The organism is Roseovarius sp. TE539, assembly GCF_003298505.1.
In the GTDB taxonomy this organism is placed as follows: Bacteria; Pseudomonadota; Alphaproteobacteria; order Rhodobacterales; family Rhodobacteraceae; genus Roseovarius.
Genome location: NZ_QNGB01000002.1, coordinates 1 through 17,746 on the forward strand (window position 1 = coordinate 1; position 17,746 = coordinate 17,746).

15 protein-coding genes and 1 tRNA gene are annotated in these 17,746 nt (G+C 64.9%); 11 read left to right on the forward strand and 5 right to left on the reverse strand.

The window, feature by feature from the left end:
- Window positions 1–194: 194 nt before the first annotated feature.
- Window positions 195–1,139: a hypothetical protein gene (locus DQW77_RS01340; RefSeq protein ID WP_147094914.1), complete on the forward strand. Its 945-nt coding sequence runs from the start codon at window positions 195–197 to the stop codon at window positions 1,137–1,139.
- Here DQW77_RS01340 and DQW77_RS01345 read toward each other — a convergent pair.
- Window positions 1,136–1,387, reverse strand: coding sequence for a hypothetical protein (locus DQW77_RS01345; RefSeq protein ID WP_147094915.1), 252 nt, complete (start codon window positions 1,385–1,387; stop codon window positions 1,136–1,138). The two genes, DQW77_RS01340 and DQW77_RS01345, sit on opposite strands and share 4 nt — an antisense overlap.
- Before the next feature lie 507 nt (window positions 1,388–1,894).
- Between DQW77_RS01345 and DQW77_RS01350 the strand changes: the two genes are divergently transcribed.
- From DQW77_RS01350 to DQW77_RS01390, 9 genes are all read left to right on the forward strand, one after another.
- On the forward strand, window positions 1,895–2,278 hold the full coding sequence (locus DQW77_RS01350; protein ID WP_113256578.1) for a winged helix-turn-helix domain-containing protein: 384 nt from the start codon (window positions 1,895–1,897) through the stop codon (window positions 2,276–2,278).
- Between the two features lie 68 nt (window positions 2,279–2,346).
- Entirely contained in the window at window positions 2,347–3,135 is a 789-nt protein-coding gene (gene modA, locus DQW77_RS01355; RefSeq protein WP_113256579.1) for a molybdate ABC transporter substrate-binding protein, read from the forward strand.
- 7 nt (window positions 3,136–3,142) lie between these two features.
- A complete protein-coding gene (gene modB, locus DQW77_RS01360) occupies window positions 3,143–3,841 on the forward strand; it encodes a molybdate ABC transporter permease subunit (protein ID WP_113256392.1) in 699 nt (232 codons plus the stop codon).
- Complete coding sequence (gene modC / locus DQW77_RS01365) at window positions 3,841–4,944, forward strand: molybdenum ABC transporter ATP-binding protein (RefSeq protein WP_113256393.1); 1,104 nt, start codon at window positions 3,841–3,843, stop codon at window positions 4,942–4,944. The genes modB and modC overlap by 1 nt, the downstream gene beginning before the upstream one ends.
- Window positions 4,945–5,148: 204 nt before the next feature.
- Entirely contained in the window at window positions 5,149–6,168 is a 1,020-nt protein-coding gene (locus DQW77_RS01370; RefSeq protein WP_113256394.1) for a BMP family protein, read from the forward strand.
- A complete protein-coding gene (locus DQW77_RS01375; protein WP_113256395.1) occupies window positions 6,165–7,715 on the forward strand; it encodes an ABC transporter ATP-binding protein in 1,551 nt (516 codons plus the stop codon). The genes DQW77_RS01370 and DQW77_RS01375 overlap by 4 nt, the downstream gene beginning before the upstream one ends.
- Window positions 7,705–8,757 (forward strand): ABC transporter permease, encoded by a 1,053-nt coding sequence (locus tag DQW77_RS01380; protein WP_113256396.1) that lies wholly within the window; start codon window positions 7,705–7,707, stop codon window positions 8,755–8,757. The genes DQW77_RS01375 and DQW77_RS01380 overlap by 11 nt, the downstream gene beginning before the upstream one ends.
- Window positions 8,757–9,701, forward strand: coding sequence for an ABC transporter permease (locus tag DQW77_RS01385; protein ID WP_113256397.1), 945 nt, complete (start codon window positions 8,757–8,759; stop codon window positions 9,699–9,701). The genes DQW77_RS01380 and DQW77_RS01385 overlap by 1 nt, the downstream gene beginning before the upstream one ends.
- Window positions 9,701–10,981 (forward strand): amidohydrolase family protein, encoded by a 1,281-nt coding sequence (locus tag DQW77_RS01390; RefSeq protein WP_113256398.1) that lies wholly within the window; start codon window positions 9,701–9,703, stop codon window positions 10,979–10,981. The genes DQW77_RS01385 and DQW77_RS01390 overlap by 1 nt, the downstream gene beginning before the upstream one ends.
- A gap of 110 nt (window positions 10,982–11,091) precedes the next feature.
- Here the strand turns inward: DQW77_RS01390 and DQW77_RS01395 are convergent.
- From DQW77_RS01395 to DQW77_RS01410, 4 genes are all read right to left on the reverse strand, one after another.
- Window positions 11,092–11,166, reverse strand: a tRNA-Gly gene (locus DQW77_RS01395).
- A 120-nt stretch (window positions 11,167–11,286) separates the two neighbouring features.
- Entirely contained in the window at window positions 11,287–12,012 is a 726-nt protein-coding gene (locus tag DQW77_RS01400; protein ID WP_113256399.1) for a TerC family protein, read from the reverse strand.
- A 131-nt stretch (window positions 12,013–12,143) separates the two neighbouring features.
- A complete protein-coding gene (locus DQW77_RS01405; RefSeq protein WP_113256400.1) occupies window positions 12,144–15,584 on the reverse strand; it encodes a pyruvate carboxylase in 3,441 nt (1,146 codons plus the stop codon).
- A 210-nt stretch (window positions 15,585–15,794) separates the two neighbouring features.
- Window positions 15,795–16,979 (reverse strand): alpha-hydroxy acid oxidase, encoded by a 1,185-nt coding sequence (locus tag DQW77_RS01410; RefSeq protein ID WP_404947918.1) that lies wholly within the window; start codon window positions 16,977–16,979, stop codon window positions 15,795–15,797.
- Window positions 16,980–17,107: 128 nt separating this feature from the next.
- On the opposite strand from DQW77_RS01410, the gene DQW77_RS01415 reads away from it, so the two are divergent.
- Window positions 17,108–17,701 (forward strand): LysE/ArgO family amino acid transporter, encoded by a 594-nt coding sequence (locus DQW77_RS01415; RefSeq protein WP_113256580.1) that lies wholly within the window; start codon window positions 17,108–17,110, stop codon window positions 17,699–17,701.
- Window positions 17,702–17,746 lie beyond the last annotated feature (45 nt).

The window sequence follows — 17,746 nt, forward strand, 5'->3', positions numbered from 1 at the left end:
AATCCCCGTCTCGCGCGCCACGGAATGGATGCTGCGCCCATCCCCCAAGATCCAGCCTCGGATCTTCATTGACGTTTCCATCAGTAACACCTGCTCTTCCTCCGTGCCAAAGCGCACGGATGTTAACAATGCAGGTGGGTCAGTTTTAGATGATCATACCCACCCAAGTGGGTCACTTTTGCATGCCGATTCACATGGCAACCTATATCCGCCGCCGCCAGCAGGGCGTGAGCGTGGAGGATGCTGCGATCGAGGCGCGAGACCAGTTCCTGAACTACGACATCCGCGCGCCTTGGGTAAACGCGGCGCGTGCGACCGCGCTGCCATTCATCGCCTACACCTACCGCGCCATCCCGAAAATCTCGCAGACGGTGGCCGAACGCCCGTGGAAGGTCGCTAAGTATGTAGCTATTTCGCAGGGCCTTAATATGCTGGCCTATTCGGTGGCGCCGAGCGACTACGACGAAGAGGAAGAGCGCAACTCGTTCCGCGAGGGCGAAACCGGCAAGACGTGGGTTTACACCGACCGGATGCTTCGGATGCCGTGGCTGTCTGATTCCGGTGATCCGGTGTTTCTTGACATCCGACGCTGGGTTCCGGCCGGAGATGTGTTCGACCTGCAAGGCGACGTGCCGTCATGGCTCCAGATCGGCGGCCCGGCCGTCATTGCCGCAGAGGTCTATCTGAACCGGGCGGCATTCACCGGCGACGACATCGTGAACCCGCTGACCGACACTTTCGGGGAGCGCATGACAAAGCGCGGGGAGTTTCTATACAAGTCGTGGATGCCGTCGGCGCCGTGGGTGCCGAACTCCTGGTATCAGGAAAAGATATGGCGGGCCTTCGAGGGAGACGCCCGGCAATGGCACAGTAATGAACCCTACAGCTTGGGCGAGGCGATCTCCAGTTCCTTTGGTGTGAAGCTGAAACCGAAAGACATCGAGGCTGGATATGCCGGGTGGAAGATCCAATTCGAGAAGGTCAGCCGCGAGTTGGGCGCACAAGCCAGCAGCCTGAAGCGGCAGCGGCAGCGCGGACTCATCGACCGCGAGGCATACGAGGCGGGCCTGAAGAATGTCGAGCGGAAGAAGCAGAGGCTCAAGGCGGAGTGGCGCAAGCGATTCTCGGCGCGGGACTAGGGCTCATACTCATATCCCGGCTGGGTCACGATCCCTTCCTCGAACGGGGCCGGGTCGCCGCGATAGCCGTTCGCCACCCACCAGACAACGAAGGTGGCCACGATCATTGCCAGCACCATCAGGGCATTGTCCCGGTGCCGCCATTCGACATCCGGCAAAACAGCAAGTAGCGGGTAATACACCGCCATCACAACGAAGGCGTAGAACGGGCCCATGATGGCCGCCTCGTAAATGGTGATGTGGCTCATGCGGGGCATCGTAGCAAAATCTCCCGCCATGCGCCATCACGACATTCCGGCACCAGCCGGTTTGCGCCGCCGGACGCTATCCGGCACTCGTTGCCCAAGGGTAACTGTCCCTCTACTCCCCGGCGCTGCGGTGCCGGGGTTTTTTGCGTTTGTGGAGTTGTCACCACGCAACGTAACCCATTGATTCATATAGCACCACATTCTGACAACATGCCAGCACAACCCATTGATTCTGCGCATTTCGGTGGAGTTCTTTCAGGTGCGCCATTTGTCTTTACCTTCTGGATTGCGGGTCCGACCGGTTTGTGCGGGGTCATTTTGCCGCGCCGCTTCTTGAATCCGTTGTCTCGCCGGGGCGTGCGTGGCCTCTACGGGTTCTCTGGCGCCTTCTGCGGCATTCGGCAATGCCGGGAGAAACACCTGCCTTGGAGGGGGTTTGCGCGCTCGATTTTCGGCACTAGCAATATGTCTTGCAGGAAATAGCGCTTTGCTGTCATGTTTGAATCCATGAATGATTTCGCGACAGATGGACAGGACGCCCCAAGCCTCCGGATCCGGATCGTGTTCGGGGAGGATGCGATGCTGGGGCCGGGCAAGGCCGATCTCCTCGAACTTATCCGCGAGACGGGGTCGATCGCGGCAGCGGGCAGAAGCATGTCCATGAGCTACAAGCGTGCGTGGATGCTTGTAGATGAGTTGAACAAGGCATTCCGGGATCCTCTCGTGGAGTCGAGCCGCGGTGGCGTGAGGGGCGGCGGCGCCCGCCTTACAAAAGCAGGTGAGGTGGTGCTCGCGCAGTACAGGAAACTTGAGGAGATCATGGCCGAGGCGGGCGCTGCACGCATCGGCGTCCTCCGCTCTCTGCTCAGGGACGGGGTGGCGGAGAAATAACGCTTGATCGCAGGAGGCGCGCTTGCGATATGTTTGAGAAACTATACAAAAAGCAGGGGCTCGCGATCATGTTCAAACCCGCCTTGCTTCGCCGCGCGGTCGGAGCCGCCGCGCTCTCGACGGGTGTAGCCGGGATCTTTCCACAGGCTGTTGCCGCCGCCGAGATCACCGTATTTGCCGCCGCCAGCCTGACCAACGCGATCACCGAAGTCGAGACGAGGTTCGAGGCCGCCACCGGGCATGACGTGATCGTCTCGCTCGCCGGATCCTCCGCGCTTGCCCGGCAGATCCGGCAGGGTGCGCCGGCGGATATCTTCATCTCGGCGAATCCGGGCTGGATGGATACGCTTGAGGAGGGCGGGCTGGTCGAGGACGGCACGCGGTTCGACCTTCTGAACAATGCGATCGTTCTGATCGGCGCCGATCCCGAGGCCAAGCCGGTCGAGATCGGGCCGGAGATGGATCTGGCGGGCGTTTTGGGCGGCGGGCGGCTGGCGATGGCGCTGGTCGGCGCCGTGCCGGCGGGCATCTATGGCAAGGCGGCGCTGGAAAGCCTGGGGATATGGGACGAGGTTGCGCCCCGTGTGGCGCAGGCCGACAACGTGCGCGCCGCGCTGGCCTTCGTCGCCATGGGCGAGGCCCCCTATGGAATCGTCTACGCCACCGATGCGGTGGCCGAAGACCGGGTGACGGTCGTTGGCACCTTCCCGGCCGAGACGCATCCGCCCATCGTTTATCCCGCCGCCGCGCTGACCGCGAGCGACAATCCGCTGAACGCGACCTTCCTCGATTTCCTGCGCGGCCACGAGGCGCGGGAGGCGTTCAAGGCCGAGGGATTCACCATGGCAGGCGAATAGGCGCGGTATGGCGGATTGGCTTTCCCCGGCGGAGTGGGACGCGGTGCGCCTGTCCCTGCGGGTGGCGCTCTGGGCAACGGTGTTCAGCCTGCCGGTCGGCATCCTGGTGGCTTACGCGCTGGCGCGCTGGCGGTTCCCGGGCCGAGAGGCGCTGAACGTGCTTGTGCACCTGCCCCTGATCATGCCGCCCGTGGTCACGGGATATCTGTTGCTTTTGGCCTTCGGAACGCGCGGGCCGGTGGGCGGCTTTCTGGACAGCGTGCTCGGTTTCACCTTCGCCTTCCGCTGGACGGGGGCGGCGCTGGCGGCCGGGGTGATGGCCTTCCCTTTCATGGTGCGCGCGGTGCGCCTGTCGATCGAGGCCGTGGACCCGAAGCTGGAACAGGCCGCGTCGACCCTGGGCGCCTCGCGGATCTGGGTGTTCATGACGGTGACCCTGCCACTGATCCTGCCGGGCATGATCGCCGGAACGGTGTTGACCTTCGCGAAGGGCATGGGCGAATTCGGCGCGACGATCACCTTCGTATCGAACATTCCCGGCCAGACCCAGACGATCCCCCTGGCCATTGACCTGCTTCTGGAAACGCCGGGAGGGGAGGCGCGGGCCGCCCGGCTTGCGGGGCTGTCCATATTGCTGGCGGCGACGGCGCTGGCCCTTTCGGAGTGGATTTCGCGCCGCGTGGCCGCTCGGGTCGGGGGCGCGTGATGCTGGAGGTTTCCGTGCGTCATGTCTTCCGGAGCTTTTCGGTGGATGTCGCGTTCCGTGCGCCGCCGGGGGTGACGGTGCTTTTCGGGCGCTCGGGGTCGGGCAAGACGACCATCATCAACGCCGTGGCGGGGCTGCTGATGCCGGATGCGGGGCGCATCGCCTCGGGCGACTGGACCCTGCTGGATACGCGCCGGGGCATCCGCCTCAAGCCACATCGCCGCCGGCTGGGGTATATCTTCCAGGAGGGGCGGCTGTTTCCGCACCTGACCGTCCGGCAGAACCTGGCCTACGGCGCGTGGTTCGCGCCGAAAGGCGCCCCGCGCGAGGATATGGGCCGTGTCGTGGACCTGCTGGGCATCGGTCATCTGCTGGATCGCCGCCCCGGGGCGCTTTCGGGCGGCGAGAAACAGCGCGTCGCCATCGGTCGGGCGCTCTTGTCCGCACCGCGCCTCATCCTGGCGGACGAGCCGCTCGCCGCACTCGACGAAGCGCGCAAGGCCGAGATCCTGCCCTTCCTGGAGCGGCTGCGCGACGAGGTCAACGTGCCCATCCTTTACGTCAGCCATTCCGCGACCGAGGTGGCGCGGCTTGCGACCACGGTTGTCGCACTCGATGCCGGCAGGGTGATCCGTGAGGGGCCGGCCGCCGAGGTTCTGGGCGATCCCGCGGTTTTGCCGGCCGGTGCGCGTGAAGCGGGCGCCATTCTGACCGCCACCGTCGCGGCACATCACGACGACGGGCTGAGCGAACTGGACGCGGGCGGGATATCCCTGTTTGTGCCGCGTGTGTCCCAGACTCCGGGAACCGCCATGCGGGTGCGCATCGCGGCGCATGATGTGATCCTCTCGCGGGGTCGGCCGGACGGCCTTTCGGCGCTCAACATCCTGCCGGGTGTTGTCAGCGAAATACGATCGGGCGCGGGACCGGGGGCGATCGTGGCCGTGGACACCGGGGCGGGGCGTCTGCTTGCCCGGATCACGCAGCGCTCGGCACGGGCGCTGGCGCTGGCGCCGGGCACGGAGGCGCATGCGATTGTAAAGACCGTGTCGGTCGCACCGTCCGATATTGGCGGAGGCGAGACGACCGCCGTCTTGTCCTGACCCGGCCGCCGCGTTCATGTGCGGCGGCGCATGAAGTGCCGTTTCAGTGGGCACGAGCCCTGCGGAGCGCACTTTTTTCCCGCGTCATCCGTCAGGATACGGTCTGCGTGACCGGACCGCGTGATAATGCTTGGCGGGAATCGAAAAATATTTTACCGTTTGGTCAAACAAATACCAAACAGCCACCAAACTGGGGAGCGAACCATGAAGAAACTGATCACACCCGGCCCGTCGCGCCGCGGGGTCCTGCTGGGCGGCGGCGCCGCCCTTGCCACTGCAGGGCTCAATCCCCGCATGTCCTTCGGGATGGAGCCCATCAAGACTGCCGGGCTTTATACCGTTCCGGTGGAACAGCAATGGGTCAGCCGCATCCACGTCGCCGCCGAGGCCGCGCAGAAGGCCGGGCAGCTTGACTACACGTTCACCGAGAACATCGCCAACACCGATTATTCGCGTGTCATGCGCGAATATGCCGAAAGTGGCGTCAAGCTCATGATCGGCGAGATCTTCGGGGTCGAGCAGGAAGCCCGCGAAGTGGCGGCCGAATACCCCGACGTGGCCTTCCTCATGGGGTCGTCGTTCCTTCATGACGAGGCGCTGCCCAATCTCGCGGTCTTCGACAACTATATTCAGGATGCCAGTTACCTGTCCGGGATCATCGCCGGCGCGATGACAGAAACCGGCAATATCGGCATGGTCGGAGGTTTCCCGATCCCCGAGGTCAACCGTCTGATGCATGCCTTCATGGCGGGCGTGCGCGAGATGACGCCCGATGCCACTTTCCAGGTCAGCTTCATCGGCTCATGGTTTGACCCGCCCAAGGCCAAGGAGACCGCCTTCGCGATGATTGATAACGGTGCGGACCTTCTGTACGCCGAACGCTTCGGCGTTTCGGACGCGGCGCAGGAAAAGGATATCCTCGCCATCGGCAACGTGATCGACACGCAGTCCGAGTATCCGGACACCGTTGTCGCTTCGGCGATCTGGCATTTCGAGCCGACGCTCCAGGCCGCGATCGAGAAGGTGCAGGCAGGCGAATTCAAGGCCGACAATTACGGCATCTATTCGTTCATGAAACATGGCGGCTGTTCCCTGGCGCCGCTTGGCACCTTCGAAGGGAAAGTGCCGCAGGACGCCCTGGATCTGGTGGAGCAGCGCCGCAAGGCGATCAAGGCGGGTGAATACACCGTCGAAATCAACGACGAAGAGCCGAAATCCTCGTGAACGCCGCGCAAGACGGGGCGCGGGACGTCGTCCTGCGCCTCGACCGGATCACCAAACGCTTCGGAAAGCTTGTCGCCAACGACGCGGTAAGCCTGACGTTGCAGCGGGGTGAGGTTGTCGCGCTTCTTGGGGAAAACGGGGCCGGCAAGACCACTCTGATGAATATTCTCTTCGGCCATTACGTGGCCGACGAGGGCACAGTGGAGGCGTTCGGCGAGCCGCTGCCGCCGGGCCATCCGCGTGCCGCGCTGGCAGCGGGTATCGGCATGGTGCACCAGCATTTCACGCTGGCCGACAACCTCACCGTGACAGAAAACATTCTTCTGGGCACCGTGCCCCTGTGGCGGATGCGCCTGGACCTGACCCGTGCCAAGGCGCGTATCGCGCAACTCTCGCGGGATTTCGGACTTTCGGTGCATGCCGATGCGAAGGTCGGCGCGCTGACGGTTGGTGAACGCCAACGGGTCGAGATCCTCAAGGCGCTCTATCGCGATGCGCGTATCCTGATCCTCGATGAGCCCACCGCGGTCCTGACCCCGCAGGAGACCGAGGCCCTGTTCGAGACGCTGCGAAAGGCTGTCGGGCTGGGACTTTCCATTGTTTTCATCAGCCACAAGCTTCACGAGGTCATGGCGATTTCCGATCGCTGTCTGGTCTTGCGGCACGGCAAGTTGGTGGGGGAGGCGGACACCCATCAGACAGACCGTCACGCGCTGGCCTCGATGATGGTGGGGGCCGAAATAGTGCCGCCGGACGTGTCCCCCGCCCGTCCCGGTCTCGCCATCCTGAAGCTGTCCGGGGTCACCACGCCCGATCATGGCGCCGCACCGGGCCTGAAATCCGTCACGATGGATCTCAGGGCAGGGCAGATCACCGGGCTTGCCGGCGTTTCGGGCAACGGCCAGGCGGCGCTGTCGGACCTGATTTCCGGGGTGATCGTGCCGCAAGAGGGCACGCTGTGCCTCGGTGGTGAAGAAAGGAAGGCCTGGACGCCCCGCCGCGCGGTGCATTCCGGCATCGCCCGTATCCCCGAAGACCGGCATCACACCGGTACAATCGCCGATTTCGACCTGACAGAGAACACGATCCTGGAAACCTACATGGACCCGCCAATAAGCCGCTGGGGATGGATGAACTGGGGCGCAGCCGAGAAACGGGCGCGCGACGTCATCGAAGCCTATGACGTTCGCTGCCCCGGTCCTTCGGCGCGGATACGCCTGCTGTCGGGCGGCAACATGCAAAAGCTGATCCTTGGTCGGGTGCTGGAACAGGATCCCGAGGTCATTCTCGCCAATCAGCCGGTGCGGGGGCTGGATATCGGCGCGATCACCTATGTCCACAACCGCCTTCTCGCGGCGCGTGATGCGGGGGCCGCCATCCTGCTCATCTCGGAGGATCTGGATGAGATCATCCAGCTTTCGGATGTGATCCACGTGATATCTGAGGGCCGCCTCTCGCCGGAATTCTCACGAGGGTCCAGGACACCTGCGGAACTGGGTCTCTGGATGGCCGGGCAGGGGTTCGGGGAGGCGATCGATGCGGCTTGAACCCGTTGCCAACCCCTCGCTGGCCCGCCGCATGGGGTATCCGGCGCTGGCACTCGGCCTTACCGTCGTCGTGGCTTCGGCACTGGCCCTGATCGCGGGGGCCGATCCCCTTGCCACCCTCGGGCTCATCCTGAAGGGCGCCGCGGGCAGCAAGTTCGCGCTGCTGGAAACGCTCAACCGGGCCACGCCGCTGATCTTCACCGGGCTGGCGGTTGCGGTGGCCTTCCGCGCCAGGCTTTGGAATATCGGCGCCGAGGCACAACTTTACGGCGGTGCCATTCTGACCGTGGTTGTCGGAACCTCGGCATTGTCGGCACTGCCGGCGGTGCCCCATCTTTTGCTGATGGGGCTGGCGGCGGCGCTGACCGGGGCTCTGATCCTTCTTGGCCCTGTCATCCTCAAGACACGTTTCGGCGTCGACGAGGTGGTGACGACGCTGCTGTTCAATTTCATCATGCTGCTCTTTGTCTCCTACCTTCTGGAGGGGCCGATGAAGGATCCGATGGGCATGGGCTGGCCCAAATCCGAACGCCTCCCCGGTGATGCGCGCCTGCCCCGGATCGTCGAGGGCCTGCGGCTGCACTGGGGGTTCGCGCTTGCCCTGATCGCCGCGCTTGCCGTCTGGATCATCCAGACCCGCACCACGCTGGGCTACGAGATCCGGGCCGTGGGCCAAAACATCCGGGCCGCGCGTTTCGCGGGCATTCCGGTCAATGCCGTTCTGGTCAAGACGGCGCTTCTGTCCGGCGGGCTGGCGGCGCTGGCGGGCTTTTCCGAGGTCGCCGGCCTCAAGGCGCATCTCAGCCTCGATCTGAGCCCCGGTTTCGGATATACCGGCATAATCGTGGCAATGCTGGCGCTTCTGCACCCGCTCGGGGTGGTGGTTTCGGCGGTGTTTGTCGCCGGTGTCTTCGTCGGCGCCGACAGCATGAGCCGCGCGGCCGACGTGCCCACCTACATCGCCGACATGCTGACCGCCATCGCGTTGCTGTTCATGGTTCCGGCGATCCTGCTCACCCGAGTCCGGGTGCGGCGCGGATGATGGAGGTTCTGGATATCCTGCTGTCGGCGAGCTTCTGGGCCGCCGCGGTGCGCATCGCCTCGCCGCTGATCTTTGCCACCATGGGAGAGATCATCTGCGAACGCGCCGGGGTGCTGAACCTCGGGATCGAGGGCATCATGGTGATCGGCGCCTTCGCGGGCTGGATGGCCGTGTATGTCGGGGCGCCCCTTTGGTTCGGGGTGGCCGTGGCGATGGGTGCTGGCATGCTCTTCGGCTTGTTGCACGCGACGCTGACGGTGCCTTTCGGCCTGTCGCAGCACGTGGTCGGGCTGGGCGTGACACTTCTGGCCACCTCGACCAGTTATTTCGCCTATCGCCTGATGCTGCCGGAGGTTTCGTCGCCGCCCAAGATCGCGCCGTTCCAACCCTACGAGATACCGCTCCTGTCCGACGTTCCGCTGATCGGTCCGGCGCTTTTCGCGCAGACGCCGATGACCTACGCGGCGTTCCTTCTCGCCGGTCTCGTGGCCTTCACGCTTTACCGCACACCGCTTGGTCTGGCGCTGCGCAGCGTCGGAGAGAACCCGGCGGCGGCGGCGGCTCAGGGTCTTTCGGTGACCGGACTGCGCATGGGCGCGGTGATCGTGGGCTCGGGCCTGATGGCCGTGGGTGGCGCGTTCCTCACGCTGTCGGCCTTTTCGTCCTTCTTCTTCGAGATGGTCAACGGGCGCGGCTGGATCTGCATCGCGCTGGTGGTCTTTGGCGCCTGGAAGCCGGGCAAGGCGGTGCTCGGCGCGCTTCTCTATGCCGCGTTCGACGCCTTTCAGATCCGCCTTCAGCAAACGCCGATCGGCGCGGTGGTGCCCTATCAGTTCTTCCTGATGATGCCGTTCATCCTGTCGATCCTTGCGCTCATCGCAATGTCGCGCCGGGCCGAGGTGCCCGCGGCGCTCATGGTGGCCTTCAACCGCGGAGAACGCTGATGTTCGATATCATTGTCAAGGGCGGGACGCTCCCCGACGGAACCGTGGCCGATATCGGTCTTCGGGACGGCCTGATCGCGGCGATCGGAGATCTGGCCGGTGCCGGGGCGGGGCGCGTGTTCGACGCGAGCGGCGATCTGGTATCGCCGCCCTTCGTCGATCCGCATTTCCACATGGATGCGACGTTGAGCTACGGCAAGCCGAGGGTGAACGCCTCGGGTACCCTGCTGGAGGGCATCGCCCTCTGGGGGGAACTCAAGGAGATCGTGACGATCGAGGAGATGGTCGCAAGGGGCCTGCGATACTGCGACTGGGCCGCGTCGACGGGCCTGCTGGCCATCCGCAGCCATGTCGATACCTGCGATGACCGGCTCCTCGGTGTGCAGGCGATGCTGGAGCTTCGCGAACAGGTGAAGGATTACATCGACCTGCAACTGGTGGCGTTTCCGCAGGACGGTCTCTATCGCGATCCCACGGCGCGCGCCAACACCCTGCGCGCGCTGGACATGGGGGTCGAGGTTGTCGGTGGCATCCCGCATTTCGAACGCACGATGACGGATGGTGCGGCCTCGGTCCGTGATCTTTGCGAAACAGCCGCCGAGCGCGGGCTGATGATCGACCTGCATTGCGACGAAACCGACGATCCCGCGTCCCGCCATGTCGAAACCCTGGCATACGAGGTCACGCGGCTTGGCTTGCAGGGCCGGGCTGCGGGCAGCCACCTGACCTCGATGCATTCGATGGACAACTATTATGTCTCCAAGCTGCTGCCGCTGATGGCCGAGGCCGGGCTGTCCGCCATTCCCAACCCGCTCATCAACATCACCATCCAGGGGCGGCACGACACCTTTCCCAAACGCCGCGGGCTGACCCGCGTGAAGGAAATGCAGGCGCATGGCATCACCGTGGGCTGGGGGCAGGATTGCGTGCTCGATCCATGGTATCCGCTGGGCACGGCCGACATGCTGGACGTGGCCTTCATGGGCCTGCATGTCGCGCAGATGACGCATCCCGACGAGATGCGCCGGTGCTTCGACATGGTGACGACGGAAAACGCACGCATCCTGAACCTCCCCGACTACGGGCTGCATGTGGGGGCGCGCGGCTCTCTCGTGGTTCTGGATGCCGGCGATCCGGTGGAGGCGCTGCGGCTCCGCCCCGCCCGGCTTTGCGTGATTTCCAATGGCAGGATTGTTTCCGAGGCGCCACGAGGCGATTCCCGTCTGTCAATCCCGCACCGGCCGGCAACCGTACGTCGCCGGCACGACCCCGGCATGTGACGGCGGGGCGAGGCGCGGTCGCGTGCCATGGATCTACCCATACTGAGCCATGCCGAAGGGTGACAGGCGATCCGGATATCGCGGCACTGCGTCGTCGGGAAAGGATTTGTTGGAGCGGGTGATGAGATTCGAACTCACGACATCAACCTTGGCAAGGTTGCGCTCTACCCCTGAGCTACACCCGCATCCTTGGGTGAGGCGTGAGATATAAACTCTGGCCCCGGCCTGCAAGCGAAAATCGCATCGTCGGCGGGATTTTTTGAGCCCTGTGCACCGGCCCGCTCCGGGATCGTCCCGGCCGGGGGTCATGCCCCGGCGCGGCGTCGCTTCTGGCGCAGCAGGTTGAGCCCCTCGACCGCGCCGCCAAATATCATCGCGGCATAGATGAAACTGCGCTCCACATGGAAGTGAAAGCCGTCCGCCACGAGAGCCATGCCCACCATCACGAGGAACGCCAGCGCCAGCATCTTGGTGGAGGGGTGCGCCTCGATGAACGCCGCGATCGGATTGGCGAAGATCATCATCACGACGATCGCCACGCTGACCGCGGCGATCATCACCTCGACATGATCGGCAATGCCCACGGCGGTGATCACGCTGTCGATCGAAAAGATCATGTCCAGAAGCATGATCTGGACGATCACCGCGGCAAAGGCGGCCTCGGCCGCCTTGCGGCCGGCCCTTTCGGCTTGCTGTCCCTCGACCTCCTCGAAAATCTCCGTCGCGGCCTTGTAGATCAGGAACAGCCCGCCAAGGAACAGAATGACATCGCGCCAGGACACGCCTTGGCCCATGATCTCGGTGAACGGTTCGGACAGGGTGATGATCCAGGCGATCGAGAAGAGCAATACGATCCTCAGCACAAGCGCCCCGGACAAGCCTATCATGCGCGCCCGTGCGCGATGGTGTTCGGGAAGACGCGAGGCGGCGATGGAAATGAAGATGACATTGTCCACTCCCAGAACGATTTCCAGGATTGTCAATGTCACGAAGGAGGCCCAGACGGCGGGATCGTTCAGCAGTTCAAGCATCGAAAATCTCCCGGTTTTGGGGCCCCGGCGCGCCACATGGCCACCAGGGTCCGGTATGGCAGGAAGGCTGGCCCGGGTGCCGGCGCCGGCACCTTGCGAGGCCGACCGCAAGGGCGGACGAGCGCCCCCGGCTATTCCAGTTCGACAAGCAGATCCTTGGCGTCGATCTGGCCTCCCGGCTGGACATGCACCGCCGTCACGGTCGCGTCGCGCTCGGCATGGATGCCGGTTTCCATCTTCATCGCCTCGATGGTGAGCAGCAGGTCGCCTTCCTTGACCGGTTTGCCGGCCTGTGCCGAGACGCTGGCCACCACGCCGGGCATCGGGGCCGCGACGTGATCGGGATTGCCGGCTTCCGCCTTTGGGCGCGCCGCGGCCTGGCTCTTGACCAGGCGGTTGGGAACGCGGATCACGCGCGGCTGACCGTTGAGTTCGAAGAACACTTTCACGTCGCCGTCCTCTCCGGTTTCCCCGACGGCCTGAAGCAGGATTTCAAGGGTCTTGCCGGGGTCGATCTCGGCGGTGATCTCCTCGCCGGGCTCCATGCCGTAGAAAAAGGTCCGGGTGGGCAGGCTGCGCACCGGCCCGTATTGCCGGTGCCGGCCCATGTAGTCCAGGAAAACCTTCGGGTACATCAGGTAGCCGTTCAGATCCTCGTCGTCCACATCCTTGCCGTCCAGCTCTTGGATGACCTTGCGGCGGGTGGCTTCAAGGTCCACCGGCTCCAGGTGCTTGCCGGGGCGTTCGGGGTTCGGCGCCTCGTCCTTGAGCACCTTCTTGACGATGGCATCGGGAAAACCGCCCGGTGGCTGGCCCAGATTGCCCCGCATCATGTCGACCACCGAGTCCGGGAATGAAACATCGACCTCCGGGTCCTCGACCTCCTCGCGGCTGAGGCCCTGGCTCACCATCATGAGCGCCATGTCGCCGACCACCTTGGAAGACGGCGTGACCTTCACGATGTCGCCGAACATGCGGTTCACCTCCGCGTAAGTGTGGGCAACCTCGTGCCAGCGGTCCTCGAGCCCGAGGGATCGCGCCTGGGCTTTCAGGTTCGTGAACTGCCCGCCGGGCATTTCGTGAAGGTAGACCTCAGACGCCGGGGCCTGCAGGCCGCTCTCGAAGGCGCCGTATTGCGCGCGGACCTGTTCCCAGTAGTCGCTGATCGCGCGCACCTGTGATATGTCCAGCCCGGTTTCCCTTGGTCCGCCCCGCAGCGCCTCGACGATCGATCCCAGGCAAGCCTGGCTGGTGCCGCCCGAGAAGGCGTCCATCGCGGCATCCGCGGCGTCGACCCCGGCTTCGGCAGCGGCCAGGATCGTGGCCCCCGCGATCCCGGACGTGTCGTGGGTATGGAAATGGACGGGGATATCAAGCTCATCCTTGAGCGCACGCACCAGCAAGGTGGCGGCAGCCGGTTTCAGAAGGCCCGCCATGTCCTTGAGGCCCAGCACGTGCGCGCCCGCCGCCTGAAGCTCGCGGGCCATGCCCACGTAGTATTTCAGATCGTATTTCGCCCGGTCGGGATCGAGGATGTCGCCGGTATAGCAGATCGTGCCCTCGCAGATGCGCCCGGTGTCGATCACCGCGTCCATGGCGACGCGCATGTTCTCCACCCAGTTGAGGCTGTCGAAGACGCGGAACACGTCAACACCGGTTTCGGCCGCCTGCCGTACGAACTCCTGCACCACATTGTCGGGGTAGTTGGTATAGCCGACCCCGTTCGAGGCGCGCAGGAGCATCTGCGTCAAGAGGTTGGGCATCGCCGCGCGCAGGTCGCGCAGGCGCTGCCAGGGGCATTCCTGCAGGAACCGGTAGGCAACGTCGAACGTTGCGCCGCCCCAGCATTCGACGCTGAAGAGCTGTGGCAGGTTGGCGGCATAGGCCGGGGCCACCCGGATCATGTCGATCGAGCGCATGCGCGTGGCCAGCAGGCTCTGGTGGCCGTCGCGCATCGTGGTGTCGGTGAGCAGCAGCCTGTCCTGATTCAGCATCCAGTCTGCCACCGCCTTGGCGCCGCCGTCCTCCAGCAGTGTCCTGGTGCCGCGGGGCGGGGTCTCGGCGCGCGGTTTCGGCGGGCGGGGAGGGCGCGCTTCGGCCGGCTTGGCGCGGCCCTGTGTTTCGGGATGCCCGTTCACCGTGATGTCGGCGATATAGGTCAGCACCTTTGTCCCGCGGTCGCGCCGCCTTGAGAACTTGAAGAGCTCGGGCGTCGTGTCGATGAATTTCGTCGTATAGTCGTTGGACAGGAATGTCGGGTGCTTGAGAAGATTCTCGACGAAGGCGATATTGGTTGACACACCCCTGATGCGGAATTCCCGCAGGGCACGGTCCATCCGGGCGATCGCCGCCTCGGGGGTCTGGGCATGGGCGGTGATCTTGACCAGGAGCGAATCGTAGTAGCGGGTGATCACGCCCCCGGAATAGGCAGTGCCGCCATCAAGGCGGATGCCCATGCCCGTCGCCTCGCGGAAGGCGGTGATGCGGCCGTAATCGGGGATGAAATTGTTCTGCGGGTCTTCGGTGGTGATCCGGGTCTGCAGTGCATGACCGTTCAGGGTGATTTCGTCCTGGCAGGTCTTGCGGGTCGCTTCGGCCAGTGTCTTGCCCTCGGCAATCCTGATCTGGGCCTGCACGATGTCGATGCCCGTCACTTCCTCGGTCACGGTGTGTTCCACCTGTACCCGCGGATTCACTTCGATGAAGTAGAAGCGGTCGGTTTCCATGTCCATCAGGAATTCGACCGTGCCGGCGCATTCGTAATTCACGTGCTTGCAGATGCGGTACCCCAGCTCGCAGATCTCGGCGCGCTGCGCTTCGGTGAGGTAGGGGGCGGGCGCACGCTCCACCACTTTCTGGTTGCGCCGCTGCACCGAGCAGTCACGTTCATAGAGATGATACATCTCCCCGTGCTTGTCACCGAGGATCTGCACCTCGACATGCCGGGCGCGGGTGATCATCTTTTCAAGGTAGCCCTCGCCATTGCCAAAGGCGGCCTCGGCTTCGCGGCGGCCTTCGAGGACTTTTTCCTCAAGCTCGTCGGCGCCGTTTATCGGGCGCATGCCGCGCCCGCCGCCGCCCCAGGATGCCTTGAGCATCAGCGGGTAGCCGATCTCGTCCGCCTCGGCGCGGATCGCGGCCATGTCTTCGCCCAGAACCTCGGTGGCCGGGATGACGGGCACGCCCGCCTCGATGGCCACGCGCCGGGCACTGGCCTTGTCGCCGAGGGCGCGCATGGTTTCGGCACGCGGCCCGATGAATGTGATGCCGTTGGCCGCGCAAGCGTCCACGAAATCGGGGTTTTCCGACAGAAGCCCATAACCGGGATGGATCGCGTCCGCGCCGCATTCGCGGGCCACGCGGATGATCTCGTCGATCGACAGGTATGCCTGGACCGGGCCCAGCCCCTCGCCGATGCGGTAGGCTTCGTCGGCCTTGAAGCGATGCAGGCCAAGCTTGTCCTCCTCGGCGAAGACGGCGACCGTGCGCTTGCCCATCTCGTTGGCCGCCCGCATGATCCGGATTGCGATCTCGCCACGGTTGGCGATGAGGATTTTTCCGAACTCTGTCACTGCCGCATCCCCCGACTGAGTGATTGAATGCCTTTCCATGCGCGCGGCCACTGCGACGGTTGCCGCAGCGCAGCGCCGGTTGCGGCGAACTTGTAGGATTTGTGAAGGGCTTGCGCAATGCCACCGCGACTTCTTTCACCCTTTCGCGACATTTCCTACCCGCAAGAGCAGGGCCGCGTGGCTGTCCACGGTCGTTGGTGCGCGCGGGCCTCAGGCGGGTCTTTCGTCCGCGTGTGCCCGGTCTGCCAGAAGGCGCGTGCGCACCTCGTCCAGCCGGCTCAGACCGAGCTGCCCCATGTTCGCTTCCAGATCGGCCCTGAAAACCTTGGCCAGATGCCCGGGGCCCTGTGCCCCGAGGGCGGCAAGCGCGTAATGCCAGCCGCGGCCCATCATGACGAAATCCGCACCGAGTGCGACGCTCCTCAGGATATCGAGACCACCCTCGATCCCCCCGTCCATGATCAGGGGCAGGGTGCAGGCGGCGCGAATGTCCGGCAGCGCCTCGATCGTGGCGGGAGCGGCATCAAACTGTCGTCCCGCATGGTTGGAGATCCAGATCGCATCGACGCCGTCGGCTTCCAGCATGGCGGCGTCCTCGGACCTCAGAACGCCCTTGACGATCAGGGGGCCGTCCCAATGATCGCGCAGCCAGCGCAGGTAATCGCGGTCCGGAGAGGTGCGCAGCAGGTAACCGGCATGCCTGGTGGATGGCAGGCCGGTGCTGCGCCCGGCGTAATCATCGATAAGCCGCATTCGCGGCATGCCACCGCGCGCCATCCCCCAGGCCCAGGCCGGCCGCGCGGCCACCTGGGCCAGCAGCCGCGGGGTCAGCTTCGGGGGCTGCGTCAGGCCCGAGCGGACCTGCCGTTCGCGGCGACTGCCGACCGGAACGTCCACCGTCAGGACCAGCACGGAAAAGCCTGCGGCGCGCGCGCGCCGCAGCATGTCGGCGCGAATCTCCGGATCGCGCGGCGGGTACATCTGGAACCAGGCGCGGTCACCCAGAACGTCCCCCAGATCCTCCGGGGTCTGGCTGGCCACGGTCGACAGGGTGTAGGGGATTTCCGCCGCCGCGGCCGCGCGTGCGAGTTGCCGTTCGGCGCCCGGCCACACCAGCCCCGACATGCCCACCGGCGCGATCCCGACCGGCAGCGCCATCCGCTGGCCGAGAAGTGTCGTGCCGACATTGGGCGTGACCTCGCCATGCAGGATCGACGGGGACAGAAGGACCGAGTCCAGCGCGTTGCGGTTGCGCGCCTTCGTGGCCTCGGTGCCTGTGCCGCTGTCAAGGAATTCCCAAACGAAATGCGGCAGCCGTTCCCGGGCGCGGCGGCGCAGATCGCTCAGGGCGGGGTATTTCCTGTCTGCATCCACGGATCCGATCTGACGCGGCACCGCCGCGAATGTCCAGCAACAATCCGTGCCGCCGGACCACAGGTCGCATTGCGGGATTGCAGGATCGGTCGGGATGTGGTGTTGACCCCCTTCAGCGGCGCCTTTGCCGCGCGGAGGGCGACATGGACATTCAGGCGGCATTGGCGGGGTTCGCGCTTGGATTTTCGCTGATCCTTGCAATCGGGGCGCAGAACGCCTTCGTGCTGCGGCAGGGGTTGCGGCGCGAGCATGTCCTGGCGGTGGTGCTGACCTGTGCCGTGTCCGATGCGGTCCTGATCGGCGTCGGCGTGGCGGGGTTTGGCGCACTGGCTGCCATGGTGCCGGGCCTCGAGACGGTCATGCGTTACGGCGGGGCGGTTTTTCTGATATGGTATGGAGCGCGCAACCTGCGCGCGGCCTGGCGTGGTGGAGAGACCATGGCCACGGCGACCGGCACCGCGAGCCTGCAGCGCGCCCTCTTGACCTGCCTGGCGCTGACATGGCTGAATCCGCATGTCTACCTGGATACGGTCGTGCTGCTCGGGTCGGTTTCGGCGCAATATGAAGCCCCCGCGTCCTTTGCCGTGGGCGCGGTCCTCGCGAGCTTCGCCTTCTTCTTTTCGCTGGGCTACGGTGCGCGGATGCTCGATCCGCTGTTCCGGCGACCGGGCGCCTGGCGCATTCTGGACCTGGCGGTCGGGCTTGTCATGTGGGCTATCGCGCTGAAGCTGATGCTTGGCTGACAGGCTCGCGCCCGTCACAGCGCGCCCCCCAATGACCGCCGCCAT